The organism is Methylobacterium ajmalii (assembly GCF_016613415.1).
Classification (GTDB): domain Bacteria; phylum Pseudomonadota; class Alphaproteobacteria; order Rhizobiales; family Beijerinckiaceae; genus Methylobacterium; species Methylobacterium ajmalii.
In genome coordinates this window covers 1-25192 of record NZ_JACWCT010000165.1, presented here as the reverse complement: position 1 = coordinate 25192, position 25192 = coordinate 1, and the positions used below count along the sequence as shown (strand labels likewise).

Sequence of the window (25192 nt, the reverse complement as noted above, 5' to 3'; positions counted from 1 at the left end):
GAGTTGGTCATAGGTCCAGACACAGGGCCGATACAGCGCCATCTGGCGCCAGCACCTGTATCCAGAGCAAAGCACTACAGCCACAAGGCGGCCTTCACCGAGCGCTTACCTTCCGAGCTGCTGCGCCAGTCCGAGCATCTCGGAGCCGAGGCCGCCCGCTTCCTCGCCACTGTCCGCGCCGCGTGAAGGCTCATGGCGAAGATCCGCATCCTCCCGGTCGGCCCTACAAGAGCGGGTAGGGCCCGAGGAACAGGTCGCCCAGCGCCCGGCGGCGCAGGTAGGTCAGGCGGGCCGCCTTCGCACATGCTCCGGCCGGTCATGCTCGAGATGGCAGCGCTAGCACCACGCCGCGAGATCCGCATCGCTGTTGCGGCTCGTGTCATGCTCGCGATGACAGGTCGCCAGGATCGGTATCGTCAGCCGGGCTGTCGCCAGGACCGCAACGCCGGGCTCGCGGCGCAGAAGCCGGCCACGGCTGGAGCGCTAGGCGCCCGCCTCAGCATCGTACCAGGTTCCGCCGTCGACGCAGATGATCACATGCCCGTGCGGACGCCCGCAGGCCTCGCAGCGCCCGCCGGCGCGGCCGAAGCGGATCACCGCCGAGAGTTGCGGCCAGTCGATCGGATAGAAATGGCGGTGTTCGGGGCGGATCGGCACGGTACGGCGACGCTACCATGGCCGAGGAAAGGGCGAATCCCCCCTTCGAGCAATTTCCTGCCGTGAATGTGCGGATCAGGTTCGAGAGCCCGAGAAGGACCGGCGCTTCGCGACGGGATGGATGATCGGAGAGAGGCTCCGGCGCCCGTCGCGAAAGCCCGGCCATGGCCCGCCTCCTCGTCCTCGCCTGCTCGGCGACCAAGCGCCCCGATCACGACCGGATCCCGGCGCTCGCGCGCTACGACGGCCCGCTCTGGCGGACGCTTCGCGCCGCCGACCCGGATGGCCGCTGCGCCAAGGTCGCCTTTCTCTCGGCCCATTACGGTTTTCGCGACGCGGCGACCCCGATCGCCGACTACGACGCGCGGCTGACCCAGGACCTCGCCGAACGGATGATCGCCAGCGGCGTGACCACGCGCTGGCCCAGGCCGCCTTCGCCACGCCGGCCCGACACCTACGGCATCCATGCCGGCGCCGAGATCGCCGGCCTGACCCGCTACGGCGCCAAGCCGTTCCAGGAGATCGCGCTGGTTGGCGGCCGGCTCTACGTCGACGTGATGCACGCCCTGGTGCGGGGCTTCGTCGAGATGGGATGCGTGCGGCGGGAGGCCCGGGTCAGCGTCATCAACTGGCCGATCGGCCGGATGCGCCAGGACCTGCGCGCCTGGCTGGCGGCGGCGCCCGCCCGCGGGGACCAGCCGTGACCGGTTGCCTCGGGCACAACGGCGGGCCGTCGCTCGAGGAGCCGGCCGACACCCGTCCCGGCCAGTGCAAGCACTGCCGGCACTGGAAGGCGCCGTCCGAGGGCGAGCAGCACGCCCACGAGGCGTTCCGCCTCGGCCTGTCGCGCCGCCGCGTTCGGCGGCCGACCGGCGCCTGCGACCGCGTCCTGATCGGCAACAGCCGGGTGCCAGCGTTCTCGGCTATGGTGGGCGAGTTCGGCTGCCGGAACTTCGAGGCCGCGCCGCCCCCGCCGATGCCGAAGGGCGGCGGCTTCGTCACCATCTGGCAGGGCGGGCGCATCGTCTGGGAGGGCTACGAGGAGGCAATCCCCGCCCGCTTCCTGCAGCAGGATCTCGGCCTGTGACCTGACAGCTTTCCGAGATCTGCCTAAGGATACGGTCTATTGAATACGAGCGGTATATGTATAATCGCACGTAATGTCATTCACCGAGGTCAAGGTTACCTCGCAATATGGGCTGCCTTTTGGTTTGGTCATATATGGCGCGCCGGCTTGGCACTGCCCAGCGCTGTTTTTTGTAACGTATACGTGAACTTGACAGCTGTGTTCGACAAAATTTTTGAAAAATCCATATTCAACGGCTAATTGTCTCACCGTTGCATTGGAATCGGATGGCTTCACGATTATTGCCACTGTTTGTCCTGAATTGATTTGCGACGGAAATGTGCATGCTCCAGACGGCGAACACGTCCAATTATTCAAGTAGACGGTTTGCGATTTCCAATTTGTCCAATTTATAGTCATTTTGTCATTGGCGTGCGCTGCGCCTCCACTAATTAAAGAAAGACCAAGAGCAGCAAGCATAGAAATGGAAGACTTCATTTTACGCTCCTTCTTTGTTGAGTTCGATCATCTTGAACTTTGCGTAGAAACCAAGAAGTCCTACGCCCCACTTGTATGATCCAATACCCTGCTTTGAAAGATTATCCACAAAATCAGAGTTATATTCGTAGTTTAGATAATTTCCGTGGAACTCACCGTCCTTATACATGTCGTACGAGACGCCTGTGTAATCAAGACCCTGCTCGTCTTCAGGCCTGCTGAAGCTTATTGATCCATCAGCCAGCGCTTGGCGTACTGACATCTCGATTTTATAGCGATTGACCGTTAATTCTAATGTCGCTCTCGACACCTGTACTTTGCCGTCCTCGGACAGCGCTGTCAGAGTATCAGGATCTTTGAACGCGTTTTTATAATAGTCATACGATTTTTTTGTATCTGACGACTCAAGATTAAGCTGAAGCGTTTTCAATGCCTCAGTTTCGAAGTCGGATTTACTTAGCTTGGGCGCATAATGCGCAACCCAGTTATCGGCTCCAAGAGAGCGCATAAAGGCTTCGTCTTTCGGCGAAGTAGGATCTTGACCCTTGCCAACGGGCATTGTGCGTTCGGGTCTATAAGACCATTTAGCCCCCTCGATCCAAAGCTGTTCTCTGGCAGTGTCTGAAAATTTATTTGAAATAGAAATCTGATTTATTGCATCTAGGGACCGGTTCGAGACTGTTTTGGGTGACCCGAAGGAGGCGTCAACTGATGTTTTATCAGCCAAGGTAGCGGGCGAGTTGGATTTTAGATCCGCAAGAATTTTTAATGCCGTTGCACTCGACGCAATCTTTGTGCTGGCGACTGAGCTAATGGAAGTCATCGGATCCCCTTCCTTTTGCATTTATGCTTGAGGCTGGTTCGCCGATATCCCATACGACCGGCAAAAACATCGTTAACGACCGGTATTGTCCGATGTTTTTTGCTGTTATTGCTTGATTTGAGGCTATTCGTGATTTGCCGCTGGCTCCTAGGGGCCATCATATCTATTTGATGCAGCTTGGCAGTAGCAATTGTTTAAATAGTAAATTGACAAAATCAGAAAATTATGAACGGGCCGCACAAATTCGTAACGGAGAGCCATAATTGCTAAAACATGCTATGATACGAACCATTAACCGAGTTGTGTCACGTCATCTAGTTGAAATTTTTATATAATATGTCGACATAGGCGTTAGATATTAACCAATGCAAAAATATCGACGCCGTCAAATATTCGATGGCCCTGATTATTGATCTGGAATTATATGTTAATACTTGAATCGGAAGTTGCCCGAGCCGGCGCCGGTCGTGGAGCTGTCGCTGTAAGGAAAGATCGGGCTGCCGCCAGACCCCTTGTAGGCGTTCACCGCGGCGAGGGTACCGTTCGGACCTGCCTGCACCTGGAGTTGCAGGCATAGTTCGAGGAGCATCTCGCCCAGTGTCCGGTGACGCAGGTAGGTCAGCCGTCACCGCCTTGCATGCTCGGGGTGATAACCCGCGAAATGGCGGCGCTTGCACCTCGCCGCAAGGTCAACTGGGCGCCAGCCGGGATCTTGAGCCCGGGCGGGCGCCGCAGCAGCCGGCCAAGGCCGGAAGGCCAGTCACCGGCCTCCTAGCGGCCGGCCGGCCACAGGAGGCAGGGGGAGCCCAGGGTAGACGACTCCGAGGAGTGGCGGCTGGTGTCACACCTTCACGTCGACGCCGGGTGCTTCGATTCTCTGCTGACCGTCGAAGAGCTGCTGCGCTTGCTTGTATTGCGGCATGTCCTCGACCCGCTTGGACGGATCGTTCAGAGCTTTCAGGCTGTCGAGCGCTGCCTTGATCAATTTCACGGCCGGGTTTGTCGAGTCAATCTTCTCGGGCTCCTCACCTTCGAAGCGGCTTCTCGCCTCGTAGTCGGCCTGCGCTTCCCCGCGTTGCTTCGCCCAGTCGAAGCTCCCCTTCTCCTCGATGCTGACGTTGTCGAGATAATTTATAACCTTCTTGAGGCCTGGCGCGAGCTTGCCATCCACATTTATCACGTCAATGCCGGTATCGGCATGAAGACGATCGCGCATCTCCGTCTTTGCCATGTCCTGCTCGACAGCCGAGAACTTGCCGCCTTCGTTACTCTTGATTGCGTAGAGTGCACGGCGGTCGAGCCCGCTGAACATATCCCGCACTTCGGCGGCTGTCGTATAGATCGAGGAGGTTTTTCCTGCCTTCGTATAGCTGGCATCCAGCGCGCCTCGCGCATCCTTGGCAACAGTGGCGAAGTCCTTCTGGCCCGGTGAAGTCGAGGAGACGGCCTTTGCCGACGCCGAAAGCTCGACCACGGTGGCCGGACCAACCGATGAACGAGAGGCGCTCGTCTCGTTGCTGGTGGACGCCTGAGCCCCACCGGCGAGGCCGCGGAGCAGCGGAGTTGATGATAAATTACTTGTCGTTATCGTGTTTGACATTTTCGGTATATACTCCAATGAAACAGCCAAACCCGAAAATGGATCGGACTATTTCATTGGTCATATTATCAATGATTACTTAATTAAACGTTGAGGCGTGCCTTCAAGGTGCGATCGTGAAGGAAGCCGACCAGTTGCCGTTGGAGCTCACCGAGGTGATGTTGGCCGAGCATGTCACGCCAGAGCCGCTCGAAGACGTGTTGATGGTCGGGTAATTCCAGGAGGCGGTCGATGAGCTTCTAGTGCGCGTCGCGTTCCAGGAGCAGTAGCGCCCATTGTCCGAGCGCGTGTAGCGGATGCTACAGCCATTCGAGGTCGAGTACGGGCTCGTGATGTTCGATGTCTGGCTCCCGCCACTCCCGATGGTTGAAAAGCTATTCGAGCCGAGACAGCCCGACGGCGAAGAGAAGGTCACGGACACCGGCGTATTGTTGTTGACCGTTGCCGTGAAAACGCTCTGCGCCTGAGCCGAGTTTGCCAGGACCGACGAAGCGAGAAGGATGGCGCTCGCGAGCAATGTGTTCTTCATGGTGTCCCCCTTATCGGCATGGTTTTTCCAATACTCATGCCGCAGCAACAACTCTTTCAAAGGGGAGGCAGATGCAATTGTTTATATATTATATTGACATTCTAGGACAAATATGAAGCGAAATTGCTAATAAGCTATGATGATTCGATGATCTAACGGAAATTCATTTTCGAAAATGCGGGAAAACCGTAAATTAGCGCCTTTTACAAAAATATCGACTTGTCAATCTACTAAAATAGCAGCTTGCCATCTAGGTCGGGGTATCGAGAGTCACGCACCCGAAGCCCAGTCCCGTCGGACAATGCGTGAGGTCGGGCATGGGCAGGGCCATGCTGAGCATCGAGAACGTCACGAAGGCCTATCGTGGTCGGGCAGGCTCGCTCCCCGTCCTCACCCGGGTGAACCTCGACGTCCGTCGCGGGGAGCTCTGTGCCCTCACGGGCGCCTCGGGATCCGGCAAGACCACGCTCATGAACCTCATCGGCCTCCTCGACCGGCCGGACGAAGGGGCGATCCGCCTCGACGGGACCGACACGGCAGCCCTGAGCGAGAGCGACACCGCGGGGTTGCGCAACCGCCTGATCGGCTTCGTCTTCCAGTCCTTCCACCTGTTGCCGCGCCTCTCGGCGCTCGACAACGTCGCGCTGCCGCTCGTCTATCGTGGCATTGCCAGGGCGACCCGGCGGGCTCGGGCCGCGGCGGCCCTCGAACGGGTCGGCCTCGCTGCCCGCGCGGCCCACCATCCCGACGAGATGTCGGGCGGGCAGCGTCAGAGGGTCGCGATCGCCCGTGCCCTCGTTGGCGATCCCCCGCTTCTGCTCGCCGACGAACCCACCGGTAATCTCGACAGTCATGCCGCCGACGACATCATGACGCTGTTCTTCGCCCTCAACCGCAATCTCGGCGTCACCATCCTGATCGTCACCCACGATCCCACCATCGCCGCGCGTTGCCCCCGCCGGATCGTCATGCGCGACGGTCGGGTCCTCGACGACAATCGGGGGGCGCTCCGCGATGCCGTGTGTGCACCATGACCATGCACGTTTCGCCCGCCCCATTCCGCGAGGTCGTCCTCGATGGGGTGGGCAACCTCACGGGTCTCAAAGGCCGTGCCTTACTGGCCCTCACGGGGATCGCCATCGGGACCGCGGCGGTAATCGCGATGCTCCATGTCGGTCATAACGCCCGCGCCGAGTCGATGCGCCAATTCGAGGTGATGGGCGTCGATCTCGTCGCGATCACGCCTCGCATCGAGGGAACCACACCGACGGTCCTGCCCCTTGAGATCGTCCGCAGCCTGTCGGCCCAAGGTCTCGGGCTGGCCCAAGCCGTTCCCTTCGTATCGGCCGGCACGATGGTCCAAGTGGGCAAAGCCACGATCCAGGCCAACCTCATCGCCGCCACCGACGGTCTCTACGCCCTGGCCAAGGCACGCCTCGCCCTGGGGCGGCCGACCTCCGATCTCGACGGCTTCGCCCCCTTCGTGGTTCTCGGCAGCGATCTCGCCAGCCAAGTCGCTGCCGCCGCCGGCAAACCAGTGCGGGTCGGGGATGCCCTCCGGATGGACGACCAGATGATGACTGTCATTGGTGTGCTCGAGCCGGCTTTTCCCGTCCCCCTGATCAACGTCGACCTGAACCGGTCGGCGGTGATCCCCGTCGGTACCGCCCGCCGTCTTCTGGCCGATCCGCAAATCACCGCCGTGGCCGCGCGCCTATCGCCGGGCGCGGACGACATGGCTACGGCCGCGCGGGTTACCGAGTACCTTCGCGCCCGGCTGCGCCCCGGCGGCGTGCAGATCCAGACCGCCCGCCAACTCATCGAGGGGTTGGAGGATCAGATGCGCGTCTACGGCCTGCTGCTGCTCGCCATCGGTGCCGTGTCGCTCGTCGTCGGCGGCGTCGGCGTCATGAACGTGATGCTGATGAGCGTGATGGAGCGCCGCCGTGAGATCGGCTTGCGGCTCGCGATCGGCGCCCGCCGCCGCGACATCCGGACCATGTTCCTCACCGAAGCCCTGATTCTCTCCACCCTCGGCTCGCTGCTCGGCACTGCCCTCGGCACCCTCGCCGGTTGGCTCTTCGCCGTATCGTCAGGGTGGGCATTCCTGCCCGCCCCCCTCGCCCCGCCACTCGGCGCCGGCATGGCGCTGGCCGTCGGCTTGTTCTTCGGCAGCTATCCGGCGGCCCGCGCAGCCCGGCTCGACCCGATTGCGGCCCTGCGGGCGGAATAGATCGCATGGCCCGCTCCATCCGGATCACCGGTCTGATCCTCGCCGTGGCCGTGGCCGTCGCGCCTGTCGGAAGCCAGGCCGCCCCCGACCCGTCCGCCGCCCGTCCGAAGCGGACGGCCAAGCCGAGGTCCGCACCCAAGCCCGTTTCGGGAAGCCCGTTGTCCGAGCCCGATCGGAAGGACGGCCAGACCAAGGAGGGAGGCGCCCGTGAGATCCCCTTCAGCGTGGCGGACACCGTGTTCCTGGCCCTGCGCAACAACCGCACGATCCGAAGCGCCAACATCGACAGGATCGCCCAGAAGTTCGACCTGCGCGTCGTCGAGGACCGTTTCACGCCCCAGTTCGGCGTCTCCGGCGGCGCGGTGCGACAGCGCATCGCCGGCATCACCAGCACCAGCCTCGAACTGACGCCCGGGGTGACGACCCTCCTGCCCACGGGGGGCACCGTCGGCTTCGCCTGGGCCGATCAGAGGACCGACATTCTCGGCATCCAGACCCGCCGGTCCGCAGGGGTTCTGTCCGTCTCCCAGCCCCTCCTGCGCGGTGCCGGCATCGACGTCACCACGGCACCCGTACGCTCGGCCCGTCTCGGCGAGCGGATCAACCGGCTCCGGCTCACCGCCACCGTATCCGAGACGATCGGGGGCGTGATCTTTACCTATCGCGACCTGCTGCGCGCCCAGGAAGAGGTCCGGATCGCCAAGGCCTCGGTCGACCGTGCCGAGAACCTGATCGAGATCAACCGCGCCCTGATCACAGCCGGCCGCATGGCCGAGGTCGACATCGTCCAGACCGAGGCCGACCTCGCCAACCAGCGCATCCGCGTGCTGGAAGCCTCCCGTAGCCTGGAAGTTGCTCGGATCCAGCTTCTCAACCTGCTCGCGCTCGATCTCGCCACGCCGATCATCGCGCGCGAAAGCACCAGCCCCGCCCGAGTGACGACCAACCTGCCCGACCTGATGCGGACCGCACTTGCGCGGCGGCCGGACTACCTCAGCCAGCTCGACGTCATCGAGCAGAACAAGCTCGGCATCGTCGTCGCCCGCAACGAGCGCTTATGGGACCTGTCGGTGTTCGGCACCGGCTCGCTCGGACGCACCAGCGTCAGCGGTGGCATCGGCACGTCCACCGGCATCTCCGACTTCACGGTCGGGCTCGCCTTCAACGCACCGCTCAACGACCTGCGCCGCGAGCAGCCCTACGTCCAGGCCATGACCAATCTCCAGAACGCGGAACTGCAGCTCGAAACCATCCGTCAGGGCGTCGAACTCCAGATCCGCAACTCCGCGACCGACATCGACATCCGCTGGCGCCAGCTCGAAGTCGCTCGACGCGCACGCGAGTTGGCCGCCAAGGCGGTCGAGATCGAGAAGGAGAAGCTCAAGGTCGGGCGCTCCGCCAACTTCCAGGTTCGCGCCCTGGAGAACGATCTGCGCGCGTCCGAGAGCCAGCAACTCGGCGCCGTGATCGGCTACCTCAACGCCCTGACGCTGCTGGACGTGCAACTGGGAGCGACGCTCGACACATGGCACATCGCCCTGCAAGACTAGTGGACGCGGCGGATCCGGTGCCAGACACTGCTCCCCTCTCGATGCCCCCGGCAGACGCCGCGCCGCGCTCCGGCAAATCTCCGCGTAAAGCCCATGTAGCGGTCGGTACTGGCGTGGGGGCCGTGATCGCACTCGCCGGCTTCGGCTGGTTCTGGATCCAGCCAGCACCACCACCCCTGGACCGGATTGGTCCGGCAGCCGCTGCGCCGCAACGGTTGAATTCCAGCGCCCTTGCTCCGGCCGGGCAGCAGGCCATCACCGTCGCGCCGGTCGCGACGGCCACCACGTTGACGCTGATCGGCACCATCGGGCCGGGCAAGACCGTCGCGGCCCTCGCCCCCTTCGATGGCGTGATCCGGGAACGGCGGGCCCAGCTCGGCGCCCGCGTCGGTGTCGGCGAGGTCCTCGTGACGATGGACACGGGCGACATCGAGACCCGCCTGCGCGAGGCTCAGGCCGCTTTCCTGAAGAGTTCGATGGCGATCGACCTTCTCGACCGCTGGAGCACCAGTCCCGACGTCACGCGGGCGCGTCGAACTCAGGAGACGGCCGAAGCAAGCCTCGCCGTCATCGAGCGTCAGGTCACGGAGACGAAGAAGCTGCTCGACCGCGGTATCGTCTCCCGTAACGAGTACGATGGCCTCGTGCAGCAGCGGGACTCGCAGCGCAATACCGCGACAGGCAGCCGGCTCGACCTTCAGACCACGCTGGAACGCGGCAGCGCCGACAACCGCCGCCTCGCCGACCTCGAACTGCAGAACGCCAAATCCCGCCTCGCCGACCTCCAGGCCCAGGCCGATGGCGCCATCGTGCGCGCGCCCGTCGAGGGGATCGTGACCCGCCCACCCCTCCCGGCGCAAGGGACCCAATCGCCTCCTGCGATCGATGCCGGTTCGCGGGTAACCCGGGGCCAAGCGATCTACTCCGTCGCCGACACCGCCACCCTGGTCGTGACCGGCAAGGCCGATGAGATCGACATCAATCGTCTCAGGGTCGGGCAGCCCGTTCTGATCGGCGGTGATGCCTTTCCCGGTGACCCCATTCCCGGGCAGATCATCGCCATCAGCGCTGAAGCCGACGTAGGCCAGAGTTCCGGCCGCGCGCCAGCCTTCGAGGTACGGGCGGCTTTCCCGGGAAACACCGGGCCTGCACGGGATCGGATCCGCATCGGCATGTCCGCCCGCATGCAGATCGAACTCGCGAGCAACCCGAAGGCGATCGTCGTGCCGATCGACGCGGTTCGTGACCCCATGACCGATCCGTCCGTCCAGGTGCGCGATCCGAGGGATGGTAGCGTGCGCTCACGCAAAGTCACGCTCGGTGCCACCCACGAGCAGGGGATCGAGATCCTGTCCGGCCTGGAGGCCGGCGATAGCATCGTCCGTCCCTGACCGAAGGGAACTAAGCTGCCATCGTAGCTTGACAATCTTTGGTTTGTGTCGGCTTGGAATCCAAGTTGATATAGCACGACGGTACGCCCGTACTCGAGCGCGCGACATGGGCCGGAGGAAGGTTGGTGCTGGACGAGAAACTTGCTGGCGTTCTCGATCGGATCGCTGCGTCAAAATCGGTCATCGAACTCAAGGGTGTCATCGATCTTCTGCGCTCTGAGTATAAAATTGCAAATATAGCTTATCATGCAATATCAATACCGCTTTGCGAAGAGGCCAATCCGATTCTCATTCTGACTTATGAAGATGAGTGGGTCAAGCGATACATCGAAAGGGATTATTTCACGATCGATCCTATCGTTGCAGCTGGCCGCAGGGGGTTCCTGCCGATCGATTGGGCGAAGGTCGATCGGACATCGCCCGAGACACAGAAATTCTTCCGTGAGGCCGAGGCGTATCACGTCGGCCGTCAGGGTGTGACCTTACCGATCCGGGGACCTGCGGGGGAACGCGCGCTCTTCACACTGACCTCATATCTCGACGATGCCGAGTGGCAGGTGAGAAGACTTGGCTTCATGCGGGATTTTCAACTCATCGGTCACTTTGTTCATGACCGTGCCGTGGGCCTGTCGGGCTACCGGGACAAGTGCCCGGCGCTTTCGCGGCGAGAGGCGCAATGCCTCGAACGGATCGCGGCGGGACGACACGTCAAGCAGATCGCCTCGGAACTCGATTTGTCGGTGAGTGCTGTGCAGCTCTACCTCCGCAGTGCGCGCCACAAGCTTCGCTGTTCCAGCAATGCCGAGGCCGTCGTCAAGGCGGCCCGCACAGAATTGCTGTAGCCACGCCAGGTGCGCAAGGATTGATCTGACGGTCTGTCAATCTGATATTATAACAGATTGATCTGTGGTTTAGATTTACAAATACCTCTGATGTCAAAATCAGAGGTCGTCATGATCGATATTCTTACCAATGCTGATCGCGAGGCTCGTGCCGCGGACTTCGACGCGATGTTCCGTGCGCGGGCGGCTGTTTTCCACGATCGGCTGGGTTGGGCGGTGTGCGTGCGCGATGGATGGGAGTCGGACCGCTACGACGAGGACGAAGATCCGGTCTACCTGGTCTCCAGGAACGGGGAGGGTTGCGTCACCGGCTCCCTCAGGATCCTGCCCACGACCGGCGAGACGATGCTGCGCAATGAGTTCGCAGGCTTCTTCGACGAGCCGGTCGATGTGCAGACGCCAATTGCCTGGGAATGTACGCGCTTCTGCGTTCATCCCCGTAACCGACCGAACGATCAGAGCGATCTGCAAGTGTCGTCTGAACTGCTGATCGGGCTGTGCTGTCTGTGCCTGTCATCCGGCATCGAGCAGGTGATGGGGCTCTATGATCAGGCCATGACGCGGATCTATCGCCGGATCGGCTGGTCGCCTGTTCCCCTGGCCCGTTCCAAGCCCGAAGTGGGCCAACTGATCGTCGGGATCTGGGATGTCTCGCACGAGGCCATCGAGGCCATGACGGTTCGGTCGGTTCCGGACCGCCCTGGTTTCGGCCTCGTCGAGAAGCGTCATGCTCTGCGCGCATCTGCCTGAAGCATATGATGGTATGCGACGAGGAAGAAGGGGTCGCATGGCTTGAGGGCTTGGGGGCTCGCCCATGCGACCGGCGTTCATATCCTCGGGGGCCGCCGCGGTTCGTGTGCCTGGCGCGCAGGTAGATCGGCCGTCGCCGCCTCACATCCTTAGGGCGATCATGCTCCACATGGCGGGGCTGGCGTCGCGAGATCGGCGTCGCCGTTCAGGCTGGTATCGGGCACACGGTGGGCGGGTCGCCAGGTTCGGCCGCGTCGGCCGGGCGCTCGCCAGATCAGGTGGTCGCATCGTCTGGGAGGGTCATGAGGAGGCAATCCCAGATCGCCTCCATCAGGGTCTCGATCTGTGACCATCCGGACGCCGACCCTATTTCCCTGGCGTCCGCCCGCGCCCCGCCTATGCGAGGAGCCATGACGCTGTCGGATCGTCTCGACCACCTCCCCGAACGCAAGCGCCGCGAACTCCAGTTCGCGGCTCAGATCCTGTTCGAGGAATTCGAAGCGGCCTAGAAGGGCAAGCTCTCCGACAAATACAAGGGCGGGCGCATCCTCAAGCTGGTCTTGTTCGGCTTGCATGCCCGCGACGACTGGGTCGACGACCACAAGACCTGAACCGCCCCGGGTTTGTCGGAGGCTGATTGTCTTGGGTCAGGCGGCCAAGGCTTGGTCGCCGACGCGAGCATGATAGCGCGTTTCGGCCTCGGCAGGAGGGACGTTGCCGATCGGCGCGAGGAGTTGACGGTGGTTGTACCAGTCGACCCATTCCAGGGTGGCGTACTCGATCGCCTCGAAGGATCGCCACGGCTCGCGTCGGTGGATGACCACCGCCTTGAACAGGCCGTTGATCGTCTCCGCCAAGGCGTTGTCGTAAGAGTCGCCGACGCTGCCGACCGACGGCTCGATGCCCGCACCGACCAGGCGCTCGGTGTAGCGTAGAGCCAAGGTAATTACCCACGGGGTGTTTTTGGGCACGCGCGTTCGTCGGCCCGTCACATCCGGGATGTCGGGGGGGTGATCAGGCGGTGATGGTGGCGAGCAGAGTGGCGAAGCGTGTCGCCTTTGTTCTGAGCGCGGCGGTGGCGACGACGGTGCGCACGTCCGCCTCGCCCTTGGTCGCCCACATCGCCCGATAGCCGTTCGTGACCTTGCGCTGGACCACGGCCGGCCGCCGGTCGCGCTCGCAGGCGTTGTTGGTCACGTCGACCTCCCCTGGGAAGACCACGAAGGTCAGGAGTTGATCGCCCCCCGGCGCATCCGGGCTTGGAGCGCCGGGGCCAGATCGCCCGTCGCCGAGGTCTTCAGGATGGCGTCGAGGTCCTGCTCCAATTCGCGCCGTTTGCGCGCCAGGGTCGAGGCCGCCAGTTCGGTCGGCCGGCGGGCGAGCCCGAAGGCCCTGTCGAGCCACCCCTTGAACCGCATGGCGATCAGGTCGTCACTCGCCTCGACCGCATAGGCCACGTCGCGAGACAGGTGCGCCAAGCAGGTCTGCTGACGATCGACATGGCCCTGCGGGGCCGAGTAACGGTCGGAGATCCACACGGCGGGCCGATGCCCGGCCATCACCTCGCCAACGACGACAGTAGACCGGCTCGGGGCGGCGTGATGCACCACCGCGTCCTGGCAGCGGAACACCCAGTGCCAGCTGTCGGTACCCTCGATCCGTACCCCGGTCTCGTCCGAGGCCACCACCGACGCCTGCCGCAGCCGCGCCAGCGCCACGTCCCGGCCTTCGGTAAAACAGCCCTGGGCGCGCCGCAGCACGTTCATCAGCCCGCCCTGGCTCGGCCGCAGCCCGAACAGGTCCGACAGGGCGGCCTGCAACCGCTCGTAGGACAGCGCCTGGAAGGTCTTCAGGTCGGTCGCCACCGCGTGCAGCCGCGGCCCGAACGGCGTCGCGTCGGCCCCCGCCGGCCGCGGGGCGACGACCCGGGTCCGGCAGGCCGGGCAGGTCACGCACAGGCGCCGGTGCTGCTCGACTGCCGGGCGAACCAGCGGCAGGTCGATCCGCTCGTGCACGCTGACGACCTCGGCCGGAAGATCGGCCGGCAGCGGCTCACCGCACGATGAGTGGGCGCAGGGCCGATGCTCCACCACCTGATCCGGATCAGGGGTCGGCGCCCGCTTATGGCCCTCATGCCCGGGCTTGGCCCCGCCCGGACGGGACTTCTCCCGCCTCTCCTTGCGATCCGTGGCCGGTGGCTTGGACGAGGTGCGCGAGGTCTTCTCGGGCCGGTGCAGCTTCAGCGCCAGCTCGATCGGCGCCTCCTTGCTCAGGCGCTCCAGGTCACCGCGGCTCATCCCGACAGGGAATCGGCCAAATCGTCAGACGGCAAGGGGGGCGACCCGACACCCGCGCCGCGACTGAACCGAGCCGTCTCGATACCCCCTGAGTAATTACGCTCACCCTGACCGGATCCAGGCCAGGAAGCGAACGCCTCGCCCGCGCGGCCGACACCGATCCCGATGGGAAGGCGACGCTGCTGTCGATGCCGGCGGACGCGCAGGGCCGGGCCGGGATGATCCGGTCGCCGGCGGCGGGGGAGGACGCGCTCTCCGCATCGGCGCTCGCTCAACCGCGCGCGCCTGGAGTCGGGCAAGCGGATGTTCTTCCCTCAGGCGGATCCGTCAGCGCCGGTGCCCGGTCGGCCGGGTGCTGCCGGCGCCCCGGATCGAGGCGCCGGAGGCGGCCCTCGCCGATCCCTTCGCGGTCGTGCGCCCGGCCGGCTTTGGCCGGTGCCGCCGTTCCGACGCTGGCGCAAGGGGCATTGCGGCACCCGCGACGAGGCGTGGCTTCGCGAGCGCTGCCCGCAGGCGCCGGCGGATTTCGACGACCGCTTCTTCCAGACCGCTCCGCCCGCCCTGATCCGGCCGCACCTCCACGGCGACGAGACCGTGCGGCTCGACGGGCTGGTACCGGCGGCTCACGACGCCTGGTTCGACGGCCGGGCCGTGTCGGCGCGGCTGCATCTCGACTTGCGGGCTGAGGCGGGCCCGCGGCGGGTGGACCCGACCTGGCGCGGCTGGGTGGCGCGCTGCCCGGCCTATCACGGGGCGGGGCTGGGGGGGTGCTGCCGCTGGCCGAGGCGGCGGGCCTGGCGGTGTCGGGCGAGCACAGGCTGAGCGAGGAGGCGGGCGCATGAACCTGCCGCGGGAGGGCTCGCGCACGATCGGCGAGGGGATCGTCGTCGCGCAGGCGATGGGCCGGTGCCGCTCGCTGACCGCGATCGTGCCCTACACGATCGACACGCACCACCAGGTGGAAGGGGCGAGCACCGCCGACAGCGTGCTCCGGACCGACGAGCGCTCGCACGCGCGGGGCTCGCTGATCCGGCGGTGCTACGGCGACGAGCCGGGCGTGGGCGGGGGTCGATCAGGCTGAAGATAGATGTTCGCGCTGTCCTGTCCCAGCGACAGGAACGGTGAATGCCGTTGCATTCGACGGCTGACGCAAGGGTGTTCTTAACAAATCGGGGCGACTGGTCTGACCGATGATGCGGGGCAGGCCGGGGCGATGATCGGACGGGGATGGTATCGGCGGTCTGCCTGCCGGGTCGACGAGGCGGGAAACGTCGCGCTCCTCGTCGCGCTCCTCGCGCCCGTGCTGTTCGGCCTGATCGGGGTCGCCGTCGATTATGGCACCTGGACCCTGCAGCTCGCCACGCTGCAGCGGGCGGCGGACGCGGCCGCCCTCGCGGTCGTCTCCGACATGCAGGTCTCCGGCGCCGATGCCCGCCGGATGCAATCGCTGGCCGAGGCCTACATGAAGGGCGGCGTGAAGCTGCGCTTCGGCGACGGCCCGGTCGCCGTCGCGACCAAGCCCGTGACCCGCGAGCGTCCGGGCGGCCCCTTCGTCGAGGCCGGCGGCCGGACCGGGCGGGCGCCGACCGGTGTGACCGTGACGCTGACGCAGCGCAAGTCGGCGATCATGAGCCGGCTGGTGACGCCGCACCTCACCGACATGACGGTGACGGCGACCGCGGAGGCGGTCGGCGGTGCGAGGCTCTGCGTCGTCGGCCTCGCGCCGTCCGGCCGGCACGGGATCCATCTCGAGGACCAGGCGCGCATCGAGGCCGGGGATTGCGCGGTCTATGCGATGTCGTCGAGCCCCAGCAGCCTCGAAGGAGGCGACCAGAGCGTGGTGTCGGCGGCGACGACCTGCACCGTCGGCGGCTATGCCGGGCGCTCCTTCAACTTCCGGCCTCAGCCGATCACCGGCTGCCCGACGCTGAAGGACCCGCTGGCCGCGCGGCCGGCCCCGCCGGTCGGCCCCTGCCTCAAGCGGGATCTCGTCCTGCGCGACGGGGCGTTCACCCTCGAGCCCGGCACCTATTGCGGCGGGATCAGGATCGAGGAAACCGCCGACGTCAAGATGCTGCCCGGCATCTACGTGATCAAGGACGGCGCCCTGGTCGTCGGGCCCGACACCGACCTGATCTTCCTCACGACCGACTGCCTGCACCCGCGCGACGAGAGCACCAAGCAGGCGTGCCACAAGGCCTTGTCGATCCACCTGATCGGCTCCCTCAAGGGGGACGGCGTCGGGTTCTACTTCACCGGCGAGGTCCCGCGGAACAAGGCCGGCGGCACCCAGCCGATGGTCTTCCTGCCGCGCTCGCTCGTCGAGCTGACGGCGCCGCGGACCGGCGACATGGCCGGCCTGCTCTTCTTCGAGGACCGCCGGTCGCCGGACGGGCGCAACTTCGACATCCTGAGCGACGGCGCCCGGCGCCTGGTCGGCACCGTCTACCTGCCGCGCGGGACCTTCTCGGTCCGGGCGATGCAGGTCGTCGCCGACCAGTCCGAGTACACCGCCATCGTCGCCCACCGCATCGCGCTGAGCCGCCAGCCCCGCCTCGTCGTCAACGCCCGCTACGGCGACACCGACGTGCCGGTGCCGCCGGGAATCGGCCCGAAGAGCGGCCAAGTCGGGCTCGCGCGGTAGATCCGGGGTCGCGCGCCGGGTCGTCGTTCGGCGGCTTGTCGCGGCTCGCCGGGCCGTGGCATGACGGGTGCCCGCCCATACGCCGCCCGGAGAGGGCGGCCAGGATGACGACCGTGTCCGTGACCAGCCTGAAGCCCCGCCCCGAGGACGTCGACGCGCTGATGCGCGAGATCGGCCGGCGCGCCCGCGCCGCCGCCCGTCGGATGGCGCTGGTCCCGGGCCCGGTGAAGGACGCGGCCCTGCGGGAGGCGGCGGCCGCCCTGCGCCAGGCCGCCCCGGCCATCCTGGCGGCCAACGCCGCCGACCTCGACGAGGGCCGGGCCAAGGGCTTGACGGCGGCCTCCCTCGACCGCCTGGCGCTGAACCCCGCCCGGGTCGAGGCGATCGCGGACGCGCTCGAGAGCATCGCCGGCCTGCCCGATCCGGTCGGGCGCGCGATGGATTCCTACGCGCGGCCGAACGGCCTCCGGATCGACCGGGTGGCGACGCCGCTCGGCGTCGTCGGGGTGATCTTCGAGAGCCGCCCCAACGTCACCGCGGATGCCGGCGCGCTCTGCCTCAAGGCCGGCAACGCCGCGATCCTGCGCGCCGGCTCGGAGAGCCACCGCAGCGCCAGCGCCATCGCGCAGGCGATGAGCGAGGGCCTGTCCCGCCACGGCCTGCCGGCCGACGCGATCCAGCTCGTGCCGACGCGGGACCGCGCGGCGGTCGGCGCCATGCTCACCGGGCTCGACGGCGCCATCGACGTGATCGTGCCCCGCGGCGGCAAGAGCCTGGTGGCCCGGGTCCAGGACGAGGCGCGGGTGCCGGTCTTCGCCCACCTCGAAGGGATCTGCCACGTCTTCGTCCACGCCGCGGCCGATCTCGGCATGGCCCGCGCGGTGGTGCGCAACAGCAAGCTGCGCCGCACCGGCGTCTGCGGCGCCGCCGAGACCCTGCTGGTCGACCGCGCCTGCGCGGCCACCCACCTCGCCCCCCTGGTGACCGACCTCCTCGAGGCCGGCTGCGCCGTGCGGGGCGACGAGGCGGTGCGGGCGGTCGACCCGCGGGTGGCGCCCGCGACCGAAGCCGACTGGCGCACCGAGTACCTCGACGCGATCATCGCCGTGCGGGTGGTGGACGGGCTGGACGCGGCGATCGACCACATCGAGACCTACGGCTCGCACCACACCGACTCGATCCTGACCGAGGACGGGGCGGCGGCGGAGCGCTTCCTCGCCGAGGTCGATTCGGCGATCGTCGCGCACAACGCCTCGACCCAGTTCGCCGACGGCGGCGAGTTCGGCTTCGGCGCCGAGATCGGCATCGCCACCGGGCGAATGCACGCCCGCGGCCCGGTCGGGGTCGAGCAGCTCACCACCTTCAAGTACCGCATCCGCGGCACCGGGCAGATCCGCCCGTGACGGCCCGACGACGGGAGCCCCGGGCCGCGCGGCTCCCGTGATCGTGCGGCTTCCGGCCCTGGCGCCGGGCCTGCGGGTCGGGCTCTACGGCGGCTCGTTCAACCCGGCCCATGCCGGCCACCGGCACGTGAGCCGGCTGGCGCTGCGGCGCCTCGCCCTCGACCGGGTGTGGTGGCTGGTGAGCCCGGGCAACCCCCTGAAGGACCGCCGCCACCTGCCGGACGCCGCCGCCCGCGCCGCCGGCGCCCGGGCGGTGGCGGCCGATCCGCGGATCGCCGTGACCGACTTCGAGGCGGCCCTGGGCGTGCGCTTCACCGTCGAGACCATCGCCTTCCTGACCGACCGGCACCCGCAGGTGCGCTTCGTCTGGATCATGGGGGCCGACAGCCTGGCGAGCTTCCATCGCTGGCGCGGCTGGCGCGAGATCGCCGCCCGGATGCCCTTCGCGGTGATCGACCGGCCGGGCTACACCCTGAAGGCGATGGCCTCGCCCGCCGCCCGGGCGCTGGCTTCCTCACGCCTCGACGAGGCGGCGGCCCCGACCCTGGCGGAGCGGGCGCCGCCGGCCTGGCTCTTCCTGCATGGGCCGCGCAACGGCCTGTCCTCGACGGCGTTGCGGGCCGGCACGTTCCCGCCCGCGTCCTGAGCCGGCCTTTGTCCGGGATTCGCCGTCGACGCGCTTGAAAATCCGCCATCGGTTCGCCACTGTCCGATTCTATTGGCATCGGCACCGCGCATGCCGCGGGCAAGATCGTCTCGTGGCGCCATCGGGTGCCTTCATCGACAGGGGCCGGCACTGAACGACGCAATCTCTCACGAAGCTCAGGCCAACGAGCTTCCCGCTGAGGCCCAGGTGCAGGATTCCCGGCAAGATTCCGGGGTCGTCGCGCCCGAGGCCGCGGACATGAGGTCGGTTGCCCTCGCCTGCCTCGAGGACATGAAGGCCGAGGAGACGGTCGAGATCGACCTTTTCGGCAAGACCTCCATCGCCGACGCCATGATCATCACCTCCGGCCGCTCGCAGCGCCACGTCGGCTCGATCGCCGACAAGGTGATCCAGGAGTTCAAGAGCCGCGGCTTCGGCGCTCCCCGCGTCGAGGGCATGCCGGCCTGCGACTGGGTGCTGATCGACGCCGGCGACATCCTGGTCCACATCTTCCGGCCCGAGGTGCGCCACTTCTACAATCTCGAGAAGATCTGGGGCGCCGACCGTCCCGCCGATCAGACGGCCCACCGCCTCGCAAACTAAGTCCGCAACGCAGGAAACGGACACGCCGCCATGCGGCTCGCCCTCGTCGCGGTGGGCCGCCTCAAGCGCGGTCCCGAGCGCGACCTCGCCGACGAGTATCGCGGCCGCGCCGATGCGCTGGGCCGCGGCCTCGGCTTCTCCGCCGTGCAGATGACCGAGATCCCGGAGAGCCGGGCGCGCCGCGCGCCCGACCGCTGCGCCGAGGAGGCGGTCGCGATCCTGGCGGCGGTGCCGGCGGGTGCCGCCACGCTCGTCCTCGACGAGGGCGGCAAGGCGGTGACGAGCACCGACTTCGCCGCGCAGGTCGGGGCCTGGCGCGACGGCGGCCGGCCCGGTCTCGCGATCGTGATCGGCGGGGCCGACGGTCTCGATCCGAGCGTGCGGGCGCGGGCCGACCTGATCTTCGCCTTCGGCGCCGCCACCCTTCCGCACGGTCTCGTGCGGGTCCTCGCGTTCGAGCAGCTCTACCGCGCGATGACGATCCTCTCCGGCCACCCCTACCACCGCGGCGCCCCGTGATCCGGGCCCGCCTCCCGACCGCCGCCCGGGCGGGCCTGCTGTCGCTCGCCGTGACGCTCGTCCCGTCCCCCGGGGCGACGCCGGTCGTCGCGCAGCCGGCCCAGCAGCCGGCGGCCGAGCCCGATCCGGTGGCGAGGGCCCAGGCCGAGAAGGAGCGCCGGGCCGAGAGCCTGCGGGCGATCGAGACCGCGCTCCAGGCCAGCGCCGAGACCAAGGCCAAGCTCGAGCGCGAGGTCGCTGAGATCAAGGGTGACGGCGCCCGCCTCAACCAGGCGCTGATCGACGCCGCCCGCAAGGCCCAGGAGGCCGAGGGACGCATCTCCGAGCTGGAGGCCCGGCTGCAGACCATGGCGGGCAGCGAGACGGCGTTGCGCCGGTCGCTCCAGGCCCGCCGCGGCGTGATCGCGGAGGTGCTGGCCGCGCTCCAGCGCATGGGCCGGCGCCCGCCCCCGGCGGTGCTGGTGCGGCCCGAGGACGTGCTGGTGGCGATCCGCACCTCGATGCTGCTCGGCGCCGTGGTGCCGGAGCTCCAGGGAGAGGCCGAGACCCTGGCCGGCGACCTCGCCGAGCTGGTGCGCCTGCGCGGCCTGATCGCCACCGACCAGGAGGCCCTGCGGGCCGACATCAAGGGTTGGGGCGCCGAGCGCCAGCGCCTGGCCGCGCTCGTCGCCGCCCGCCAGGCCCGGCTGGGCGAGGCCGAGAGCGGCATCGCCGCCGAGCGCGAGCGCGCCGCCGGTCTCGCCGGGCAGGCCCGCAACCTCAAGGACCTGGTCGACCGCCTCGACGGCGACCTGGCGAGCGCGCGCCGCGCCGCCGGGGCCGCCCGGGAGGCCGCGGAGGCCGAGACCCGGGAGACCCGAGAGCGCTTCGCCGCGGCCGCCCTGCGCGATCCCGCGCGCCTCGGCCCCAAGGTGCCGTTCCCCCAGGTGCGCGGCCTGGTGCCGCGCCCGGTGAGCGGCGAGGTCGTGCGGACCTTCGGCAGCCCCGACGGGGCGGGGGGCACCAGCCGCGGCATATCGCTCATGACGCGCCCGCGGGGCGTCGTCTCCTCTCCGGCGGACGGGTGGGTGGCCTACGCAGGGGCGTTCCGCTCCTACGGTCGTCTCTTGATCATCAACGCGGGCGACGGCTACTATCTGCTCCTGGCGGGCATGGACCAGATCAACGTCGAGGTTGGTCAGTTCGTGCTCGCGGGGGAGCCGGTCGCCGTGATGGGAGACACGGGCTCCGCACCTTCGGCTGGAGCCGGTGGGCGGAACGATCCCGTCCTGTACGTCGAGTTCAAGAAAGACGGTGGCTCCATCGACCCGGATCCTTGGTGGGCCAAAGGGTCAAGCGAGAAGGTTCGCGGATAATGCGCAAAGTTTCCCTCGTCCTGTTCGGAGCCGTTCTGGGCGCCGGGACGGCCACGGTAGCGACCCAGACCCACCTCCTCTCGAGCACGAGCGCCGTCGCCGCGTCGGCCGAGACGTACCGTCAGCTCAGCCTGTTCGGCGACGTGTTCGAGAAGATCCGCACCGACTACGTCGAGAAGCCCGACGAGGGGAAGCTGATCGAGGCGGCCGTCAACGGCATGCTGACCTCGCTCGACCCGCATTCGAGCTACATGGACGCCAAGAGCTTCCGTGACATGCAGGTGCAGACCAAGGGCGAGTTCGGCGGCCTCGGCATCGAGGTCACGATGGAGGACGGCCTGATCAAGGTCGTGACCCCGATCGACGACACGCCCGCCGCCCGTGCCGGCCTGCTCGCCAACGACGTCATCACCCAGATCGACGGCGACCAGGTCCAGGGGCTGAGCCTCAACCAGGCCGTCGACAAGATGCGCGGGCCCGTCAACTCGCCGGTGAAGCTCAAGATCACCCGCAAGGAGGCCAAGGAGCCCCTCGAGGTCACGCTCAACCGCGACCTGATCCGCATCAAGCCGGTCCGCTCGCGCACCGAGGGCGGCGACATCGGCTACATCCGCCTGACCCAGTTCAACGAGCAGACCTACGACGGCCTGAAGGCCGCCGTCGACAAGCTCTCGACCGAGCTGCCGGGCGACAAGCTCAAGGGCTTCGTCATCGATCTGCGCAACAACCCGGGCGGCCTGCTCGACCAGGCGGTGATGGTCTCCGACGCGTTCCTCGACCGCGGCGAGATCGTCTCGACCCGCGGCCGCAACCCGGACGAGACCCAGCGCTTCTCGGCCAAGTCCGGCGACCTGACCAAGGGCAAGCCGATCGTGGTGCTGGTCAACGGCGGCTCGGCCTCGGCATCCGAGATCGTCGCCGGCGCGCTCCAGGACCACAAGCGGGCGACCGTGCTGGGCACCCGCTCGTTCGGCAAGGGCTCGGTGCAGTCGATCATCCCGCTCGGTGGCAACGGCGCCCTGCGGCTGACCACCGCACGCTACTACACCCCGTCGGGCCGCTCGATCCAGGCCAAGGGCATCGAGCCCGACCAGGAGGTGCTGCAGGACGTGCCCGACGACCTGAAGGGCAAGGACGAGACCAAGGGCGAGGCCGGCCTGAAAGGCCACCTCAAGCAGAAGGATACCGAGGAGCGCGGTGGTTCCTCGGCCTACGTCCCGCCGGACCCGGCCAAGGACAAGCAGCTGATCGCCGCGGTCGACTTCCTGCACGGCGTTCAGAAGGGTGCGGCAAACACCGTGAAGCCCGCAACGCCGGCCCCGGCCGCCCCGACCCAGAACTGATGGGCGCCGGGTCGCACCGCGACCGGCACCCGTCTTAACGTCGCGTTTACCACGAAGGCCCGCAATACCGGTCGAACGACCGGTGCTGCGGGCCTTCCGCTTCTCACGCAGCCGCCCGGTCGCGGGACTGTAACGCCTGTGCCGCTCGCGTCCGACACCATCCTGACCCGTCCCCTCGGGCTGCGGGACGAGGCGACCGCCCGCGCCGCGCGCTGGCGCGCCGCCCTCACGCCCCGCACGATCGCCGCCGCGCTCCTCGGCCTCGGCGGACTCGGCCTCGCCGCCTATCTCGTCCTCGGCGACGACCCTCTCGCCGGCGAGCCCTACGCGGTCGCGACGATCGAGGTGCGCGCCCCGGTCGCGCCTCCGCCCGAGCCCGTCGTGCCGGTCCGCCCCGACTCCGCGCGCCCCGATTCGGCGAGCCGCGGTGCCGACGAGGTCGAGCGTGCCTCAGGCGTCGTGGTGAGCCGGCCCGACGGTACGTCCGCGCCCGATTCGGTGGTGATCCGGGTGCCGGGCGCCGGCCCGATCCAGCTCAAGCCCGCGCCCGACCCGCGCCTGAGCGAGCGCGGCCGCTACGGCGGCGTGCTGCCGAAGATCGGGCCCGACGGCGCCCGCGCCCTCGACGTCTATGCCCGCCCGGAGGCCGCCGGCCTGGAGCGGGGCGGGGCGGTGGCGGGCCGCATCGCGCTCGTGGTCTCGGGCCTCGGCATCGGCCAGGCGGCGACCCAGGACGCGGTGCAGCGGCTGCCGCCGGCGATCACGCTCGCCTTCGCGCCCTACGGCGCCGACGTCACGCGCCTGGCCGCCCGCGCCCGCGAGGCCGGCCACGAGGTGATGGTCCAGGCGCCGATGGAGCCCTTCGACTATCCCGACAACGATCCGGGCCCCCAGACGCTGCTGGCGGGGGCGAAACCCGCCGAGAACGTCGACCGCCTCGCCTTCGTGCTCGCCCGGGTGCCCGGCGCGATCGGGGTGATGAACTTCATGGGCGCGCGCCTCACCGGCGAGGCCGCCGCCCTCGATCCGGTGCTGCGCGAGATCGGCGGGCGCGGCCTCGGCTTCGTCGACGACGGCACCTCGCCCCGCTCCCTCGCCCGCGAGGTCGGCCGCAAGGCGAAGGTGCCGGTGGCCCGGGCCGAGATCGTCGTCGATTCCGTGCCGCGGCCCGACGCGATCGACCGCGAACTCGCCCGCCTGGAGGAGGCCGCCCGCAAGTCCGGTTTCGTCCTCGGCTCGGCATCCGCCCTGCCGCTCTCGATCGACCGCATCGCCCGCTGGGCGCGCGACCTCGAATCCCGCGGCATCCTCCTCGTGCCGGCGAGCCGGGCCCTGCGCCAGCCGTCGTGACCGGCGGGCGGCCCCGGGGCCCGGCCCCGCGCATGCCTGCCCCGCCCGGGCAAACCCCGTAATTTCCGCGGGGGCACGGTCCACAGGGCGGCAAATTGCTCTAAGGTCGCTCCCATGGCACCGCTTCATCGCCCCGAGACCGCCCTCGCCGGGCTTCCCTACCGCCCGTGCGTCGGCATCGCCCTGTTCAACCGCGAGGGCCTGGTCTTCGCCGGGCACCGGCGGCACGACTCGGCCGATCTCGGCGCCCATGCCTGGCAGATGCCGCAGGGCGGCATCGACGAGGGCGAGGCCCCGCGGGAGGCCGCCCTGCGCGAGCTCTACGAGGAGACCAACGTCGCCGCCGGCTCGGTGCGCCTGCTGGCCGAGGCGCCGGGCTGGTACTCCTACGACCTGCCCACCTTCACCTCCGGCAAGCCCTGGAAGGGGCGCTATCGCGGCCAGACCCAGAAGTGGTTCGCCTTCGCGTTCGAGGGCGACGAGCGCGAGATCGACATCCTGCGGCCCGGTGGCGGTGCCCACAAGGCGGAGTTCGACGGGTGGCGCTGGGAGCCGCTGGCGAACCTCGCCGAGCTGGTGATCCCGTTCAAGCGCCCGGTCTACGACCAGGTGATCGCCGCCTTCGCCCACCTCGCGCGTCCGGCGTGACGGGTCGCGTGCGCCTGACCGGCCGGTTTCCCCACCCCTCGGGCGGGCCGGCATGACGCGCTGGTGGCTCGCGGGCCTGACGGTCCTGGTCCTGTGGATCGCCTACGGCATCTCGCCCTATGTCGCGCTCTACCGCCTGTCGCAGGCGGTGCAGGCGCACGACGCCCAGGCCGTGGCCCAGCGGGTGAACTTCCGCACCCTGCGGCTCTCCCTCACCCGGCAGGCGACCGCGGCGGCCCTCGACGCCATCGCGGCGCGGCGCGACCTCTCGGCCCGGGACCGCGCCATCCTGACCGAGGCGAGCGGGGCCCTGGCCGAGCCCCTGGTCGAATCCCTCGTCACGCCCGAGACCCTGATCGACCTCCTCGACGACGGCTGGCCGGTGCGCGCCGGCCTCGCGCGGCAGCCGGGCCCCGGCAAGCCCGCGCCCGACGCGCCGCCCGCC

General features: G+C 67.7%; 24 protein-coding genes and 3 pseudogenes. 21 read left to right on the top strand and 6 right to left on the bottom strand.

Features of this window, described 5'->3' with window-relative positions; all coding sequences use genetic code 11:
• The coding region (locus tag HPY23_RS32720; protein ID WP_210346804.1) for a hypothetical protein at window positions 1-186 on the top strand (186 nt) is incomplete at its 5' end.
• A gap of 37 nt (window positions 187-223) precedes the next feature.
• On the opposite strand, the pseudogene HPY23_RS29550 reads toward HPY23_RS32720, so the two are convergent.
• Window positions 224-657: pseudogene (locus HPY23_RS29550) on the bottom strand (hypothetical protein).
• A gap of 164 nt (window positions 658-821) precedes the next feature.
• Here HPY23_RS29550 and HPY23_RS29545 point away from each other — a divergent pair.
• The gene (locus HPY23_RS29545) at window positions 822-1361 is read left to right on the top strand and encodes a hypothetical protein (protein WP_091888752.1); all 540 of its coding nucleotides are present in this window, start codon (window positions 822-824) and stop codon (window positions 1359-1361) included.
• The gene (locus HPY23_RS29540) at window positions 1358-1744 is read left to right on the top strand and encodes a hypothetical protein (RefSeq protein ID WP_091888754.1); all 387 of its coding nucleotides are present in this window, start codon (window positions 1358-1360) and stop codon (window positions 1742-1744) included. Before HPY23_RS29545 ends, HPY23_RS29540 begins: the two co-directional genes overlap by 4 nt.
• Window positions 1745-2222: 478 nt before the next feature.
• On the opposite strand, the gene HPY23_RS29535 is transcribed toward HPY23_RS29540, so the two are convergent.
• From HPY23_RS29535 to HPY23_RS29525, 3 genes are all read right to left on the bottom strand, one after another.
• On the bottom strand, window positions 2223-3044 hold the full coding sequence (locus HPY23_RS29535; protein ID WP_139234998.1) for a hypothetical protein: 822 nt from the start codon (window positions 3042-3044) through the stop codon (window positions 2223-2225).
• A gap of 841 nt (window positions 3045-3885) precedes the next feature.
• Window positions 3886-4644 carry a hypothetical protein gene (locus HPY23_RS29530; RefSeq protein WP_139234999.1) on the bottom strand — a complete coding sequence of 253 codons (759 nt, stop codon included), beginning with the start codon at window positions 4642-4644 and terminating at the stop codon, window positions 3886-3888.
• 103 nt (window positions 4645-4747) lie between these two features.
• A complete protein-coding gene (locus HPY23_RS29525; protein ID WP_091888758.1) occupies window positions 4748-5173 on the bottom strand; it encodes a hypothetical protein in 426 nt (141 codons plus the stop codon).
• 329 nt (window positions 5174-5502) lie between these two features.
• Here HPY23_RS29525 and HPY23_RS29520 point away from each other — a divergent pair, with 329 nt between their 5' ends.
• The 6 genes from HPY23_RS29520 (at window position 5503) to HPY23_RS29495 (ending at window position 11939) form a co-directional block, all read left to right on the top strand.
• The gene (locus HPY23_RS29520) at window positions 5503-6207 is read left to right on the top strand and encodes an ABC transporter ATP-binding protein (protein ID WP_091888853.1); all 705 of its coding nucleotides are present in this window, start codon (window positions 5503-5505) and stop codon (window positions 6205-6207) included.
• Entirely contained in the window at window positions 6204-7406 is a 1203-nt protein-coding gene (locus tag HPY23_RS29515) for an ABC transporter permease (RefSeq protein ID WP_091888760.1), read from the top strand. Before HPY23_RS29520 ends, HPY23_RS29515 begins: the two co-directional genes overlap by 4 nt.
• Before the next feature lie 236 nt (window positions 7407-7642).
• Entirely contained in the window at window positions 7643-8956 is a 1314-nt protein-coding gene (locus HPY23_RS29510) for a TolC family protein (protein WP_210346967.1), read from the top strand.
• A gap of 122 nt (window positions 8957-9078) precedes the next feature.
• Window positions 9079-10347, top strand: coding sequence for an efflux RND transporter periplasmic adaptor subunit (locus HPY23_RS29505; RefSeq protein WP_175540022.1), 1269 nt, complete (start codon window positions 9079-9081; stop codon window positions 10345-10347).
• Window positions 10348-10472: 125 nt separating this feature from the next.
• Complete coding sequence (locus tag HPY23_RS29500; protein WP_244537636.1) at window positions 10473-11189, top strand: helix-turn-helix transcriptional regulator; 717 nt, start codon at window positions 10473-10475, stop codon at window positions 11187-11189.
• Between the two features lie 111 nt (window positions 11190-11300).
• Complete coding sequence (locus HPY23_RS29495) at window positions 11301-11939, top strand: acyl-homoserine-lactone synthase (RefSeq protein ID WP_091888768.1); 639 nt, start codon at window positions 11301-11303, stop codon at window positions 11937-11939.
• Window positions 11940-12586: 647 nt separating this feature from the next.
• On the opposite strand, the pseudogene HPY23_RS29490 reads toward HPY23_RS29495, so the two are convergent.
• Window positions 12587-12880: pseudogene (locus tag HPY23_RS29490) on the bottom strand (integrase core domain-containing protein); the annotation flags it as partial.
• Between the two features lie 73 nt (window positions 12881-12953).
• Window positions 12954-14236, bottom strand: a pseudogene (gene tnpC, locus HPY23_RS29485) (IS66 family transposase).
• Window positions 14237-14671: 435 nt separating this feature from the next.
• Here tnpC and HPY23_RS29480 point away from each other — a divergent pair.
• From HPY23_RS29480 to HPY23_RS29425, 12 genes are all read left to right on the top strand, one after another.
• Window positions 14672-15058 carry a DUF2169 domain-containing protein gene (locus tag HPY23_RS29480; RefSeq protein WP_175540023.1) on the top strand — a complete coding sequence of 129 codons (387 nt, stop codon included), beginning with the start codon at window positions 14672-14674 and terminating at the stop codon, window positions 15056-15058.
• Window positions 15059-15074: 16 nt separating this feature from the next.
• Window positions 15075-15317, top strand: a complete 243-nt coding sequence (locus tag HPY23_RS29475) for a PAAR domain-containing protein (protein ID WP_091888773.1) — start codon at window positions 15075-15077, stop codon at window positions 15315-15317.
• A 132-nt stretch (window positions 15318-15449) separates the two neighbouring features.
• Window positions 15450-16880: a pilus assembly protein TadG-related protein gene (locus HPY23_RS29470; RefSeq protein WP_060848385.1), complete on the top strand. Its 1431-nt coding sequence runs from the start codon at window positions 15450-15452 to the stop codon at window positions 16878-16880.
• A 104-nt stretch (window positions 16881-16984) separates the two neighbouring features.
• A complete protein-coding gene (locus HPY23_RS29465; RefSeq protein ID WP_091888775.1) occupies window positions 16985-18283 on the top strand; it encodes a glutamate-5-semialdehyde dehydrogenase in 1299 nt (432 codons plus the stop codon).
• A 37-nt stretch (window positions 18284-18320) separates the two neighbouring features.
• Complete coding sequence (locus tag HPY23_RS29460; RefSeq protein WP_091888777.1) at window positions 18321-18929, top strand: nicotinate-nucleotide adenylyltransferase; 609 nt, start codon at window positions 18321-18323, stop codon at window positions 18927-18929.
• Window positions 18930-19220: 291 nt separating this feature from the next.
• Complete coding sequence (gene rsfS, locus HPY23_RS29455; RefSeq protein WP_407942715.1) at window positions 19221-19532, top strand: ribosome silencing factor; 312 nt, start codon at window positions 19221-19223, stop codon at window positions 19530-19532.
• A 30-nt stretch (window positions 19533-19562) separates the two neighbouring features.
• On the top strand, window positions 19563-20051 hold the full coding sequence (rlmH, locus tag HPY23_RS29450) for a 23S rRNA (pseudouridine(1915)-N(3))-methyltransferase RlmH (RefSeq protein ID WP_091888779.1): 489 nt from the start codon (window positions 19563-19565) through the stop codon (window positions 20049-20051).
• Window positions 20051-21406 carry a murein hydrolase activator EnvC family protein gene (locus tag HPY23_RS29445; protein ID WP_418888689.1) on the top strand — a complete coding sequence of 452 codons (1356 nt, stop codon included), beginning with the start codon at window positions 20051-20053 and terminating at the stop codon, window positions 21404-21406. Before rlmH ends, HPY23_RS29445 begins: the two co-directional genes overlap by 1 nt.
• A complete protein-coding gene (locus HPY23_RS29440) occupies window positions 21406-22749 on the top strand; it encodes a S41 family peptidase (protein WP_060848390.1) in 1344 nt (447 codons plus the stop codon). Before HPY23_RS29445 ends, HPY23_RS29440 begins: the two co-directional genes overlap by 1 nt.
• 138 nt (window positions 22750-22887) lie before the next feature.
• Window positions 22888-24099: a divergent polysaccharide deacetylase family protein gene (locus tag HPY23_RS29435; protein ID WP_091888781.1), complete on the top strand. Its 1212-nt coding sequence runs from the start codon at window positions 22888-22890 to the stop codon at window positions 24097-24099.
• A 114-nt stretch (window positions 24100-24213) separates the two neighbouring features.
• Window positions 24214-24747, top strand: coding sequence for an RNA pyrophosphohydrolase (locus HPY23_RS29430; RefSeq protein WP_060848392.1), 534 nt, complete (start codon window positions 24214-24216; stop codon window positions 24745-24747).
• A 52-nt stretch (window positions 24748-24799) separates the two neighbouring features.
• Window positions 24800-25192: DUF2939 domain-containing protein (locus HPY23_RS29425; protein ID WP_200649713.1), on the top strand; the 393-nt coding region annotated here is incomplete at its 3' end.

What these genes read in the sequence shown, in the direction of transcription:
- HPY23_RS29535 (WP_139234998.1), bottom strand. Translation starts at nt 3,044, where the DNA reads ATGACTTCCATTAGCTCAGTCGCCAGCACAAAGATTGCGTCGAGTGCA.
- HPY23_RS29525 (WP_091888758.1), bottom strand. Translation starts at nt 5,173, where the DNA reads ATGAAGAACACATTGCTCGCGAGCGCCATCCTTCTCGCTTCGTCGGTC.
- HPY23_RS29465 (WP_091888775.1), top strand. Translation starts at nt 16,985, where the DNA reads ATGACGACCGTGTCCGTGACCAGCCTGAAGCCCCGCCCCGAGGACGTC.
- HPY23_RS29440 (WP_060848390.1), top strand. Translation starts at nt 21,406, where the DNA reads ATGCGCAAAGTTTCCCTCGTCCTGTTCGGAGCCGTTCTGGGCGCCGGG.
- HPY23_RS29520 (WP_091888853.1), top strand. Translation starts at nt 5,503, where the DNA reads ATGCTGAGCATCGAGAACGTCACGAAGGCCTATCGTGGTCGGGCAGGC.
- HPY23_RS29495 (WP_091888768.1), top strand. Translation starts at nt 11,301, where the DNA reads ATGATCGATATTCTTACCAATGCTGATCGCGAGGCTCGTGCCGCGGAC.
- HPY23_RS29530 (WP_139234999.1), bottom strand. Translation starts at nt 4,644, where the DNA reads ATGTCAAACACGATAACGACAAGTAATTTATCATCAACTCCGCTGCTC.
- HPY23_RS29475 (WP_091888773.1), top strand. Translation starts at nt 15,075, where the DNA reads ATGAACCTGCCGCGGGAGGGCTCGCGCACGATCGGCGAGGGGATCGTC.
- HPY23_RS29430 (WP_060848392.1), top strand. Translation starts at nt 24,214, where the DNA reads ATGGCACCGCTTCATCGCCCCGAGACCGCCCTCGCCGGGCTTCCCTAC.
- HPY23_RS29515 (WP_091888760.1), top strand. Translation starts at nt 6,204, where the DNA reads ATGACCATGCACGTTTCGCCCGCCCCATTCCGCGAGGTCGTCCTCGAT.
- rsfS (WP_407942715.1), top strand. Translation starts at nt 19,221, where the DNA reads ATGAAGGCCGAGGAGACGGTCGAGATCGACCTTTTCGGCAAGACCTCC.
- rlmH (WP_091888779.1), top strand. Translation starts at nt 19,563, where the DNA reads ATGCGGCTCGCCCTCGTCGCGGTGGGCCGCCTCAAGCGCGGTCCCGAG.
- HPY23_RS29545 (WP_091888752.1), top strand. Translation starts at nt 822, where the DNA reads ATGGCCCGCCTCCTCGTCCTCGCCTGCTCGGCGACCAAGCGCCCCGAT.
- HPY23_RS29470 (WP_060848385.1), top strand. Translation starts at nt 15,450, where the DNA reads ATGATCGGACGGGGATGGTATCGGCGGTCTGCCTGCCGGGTCGACGAG.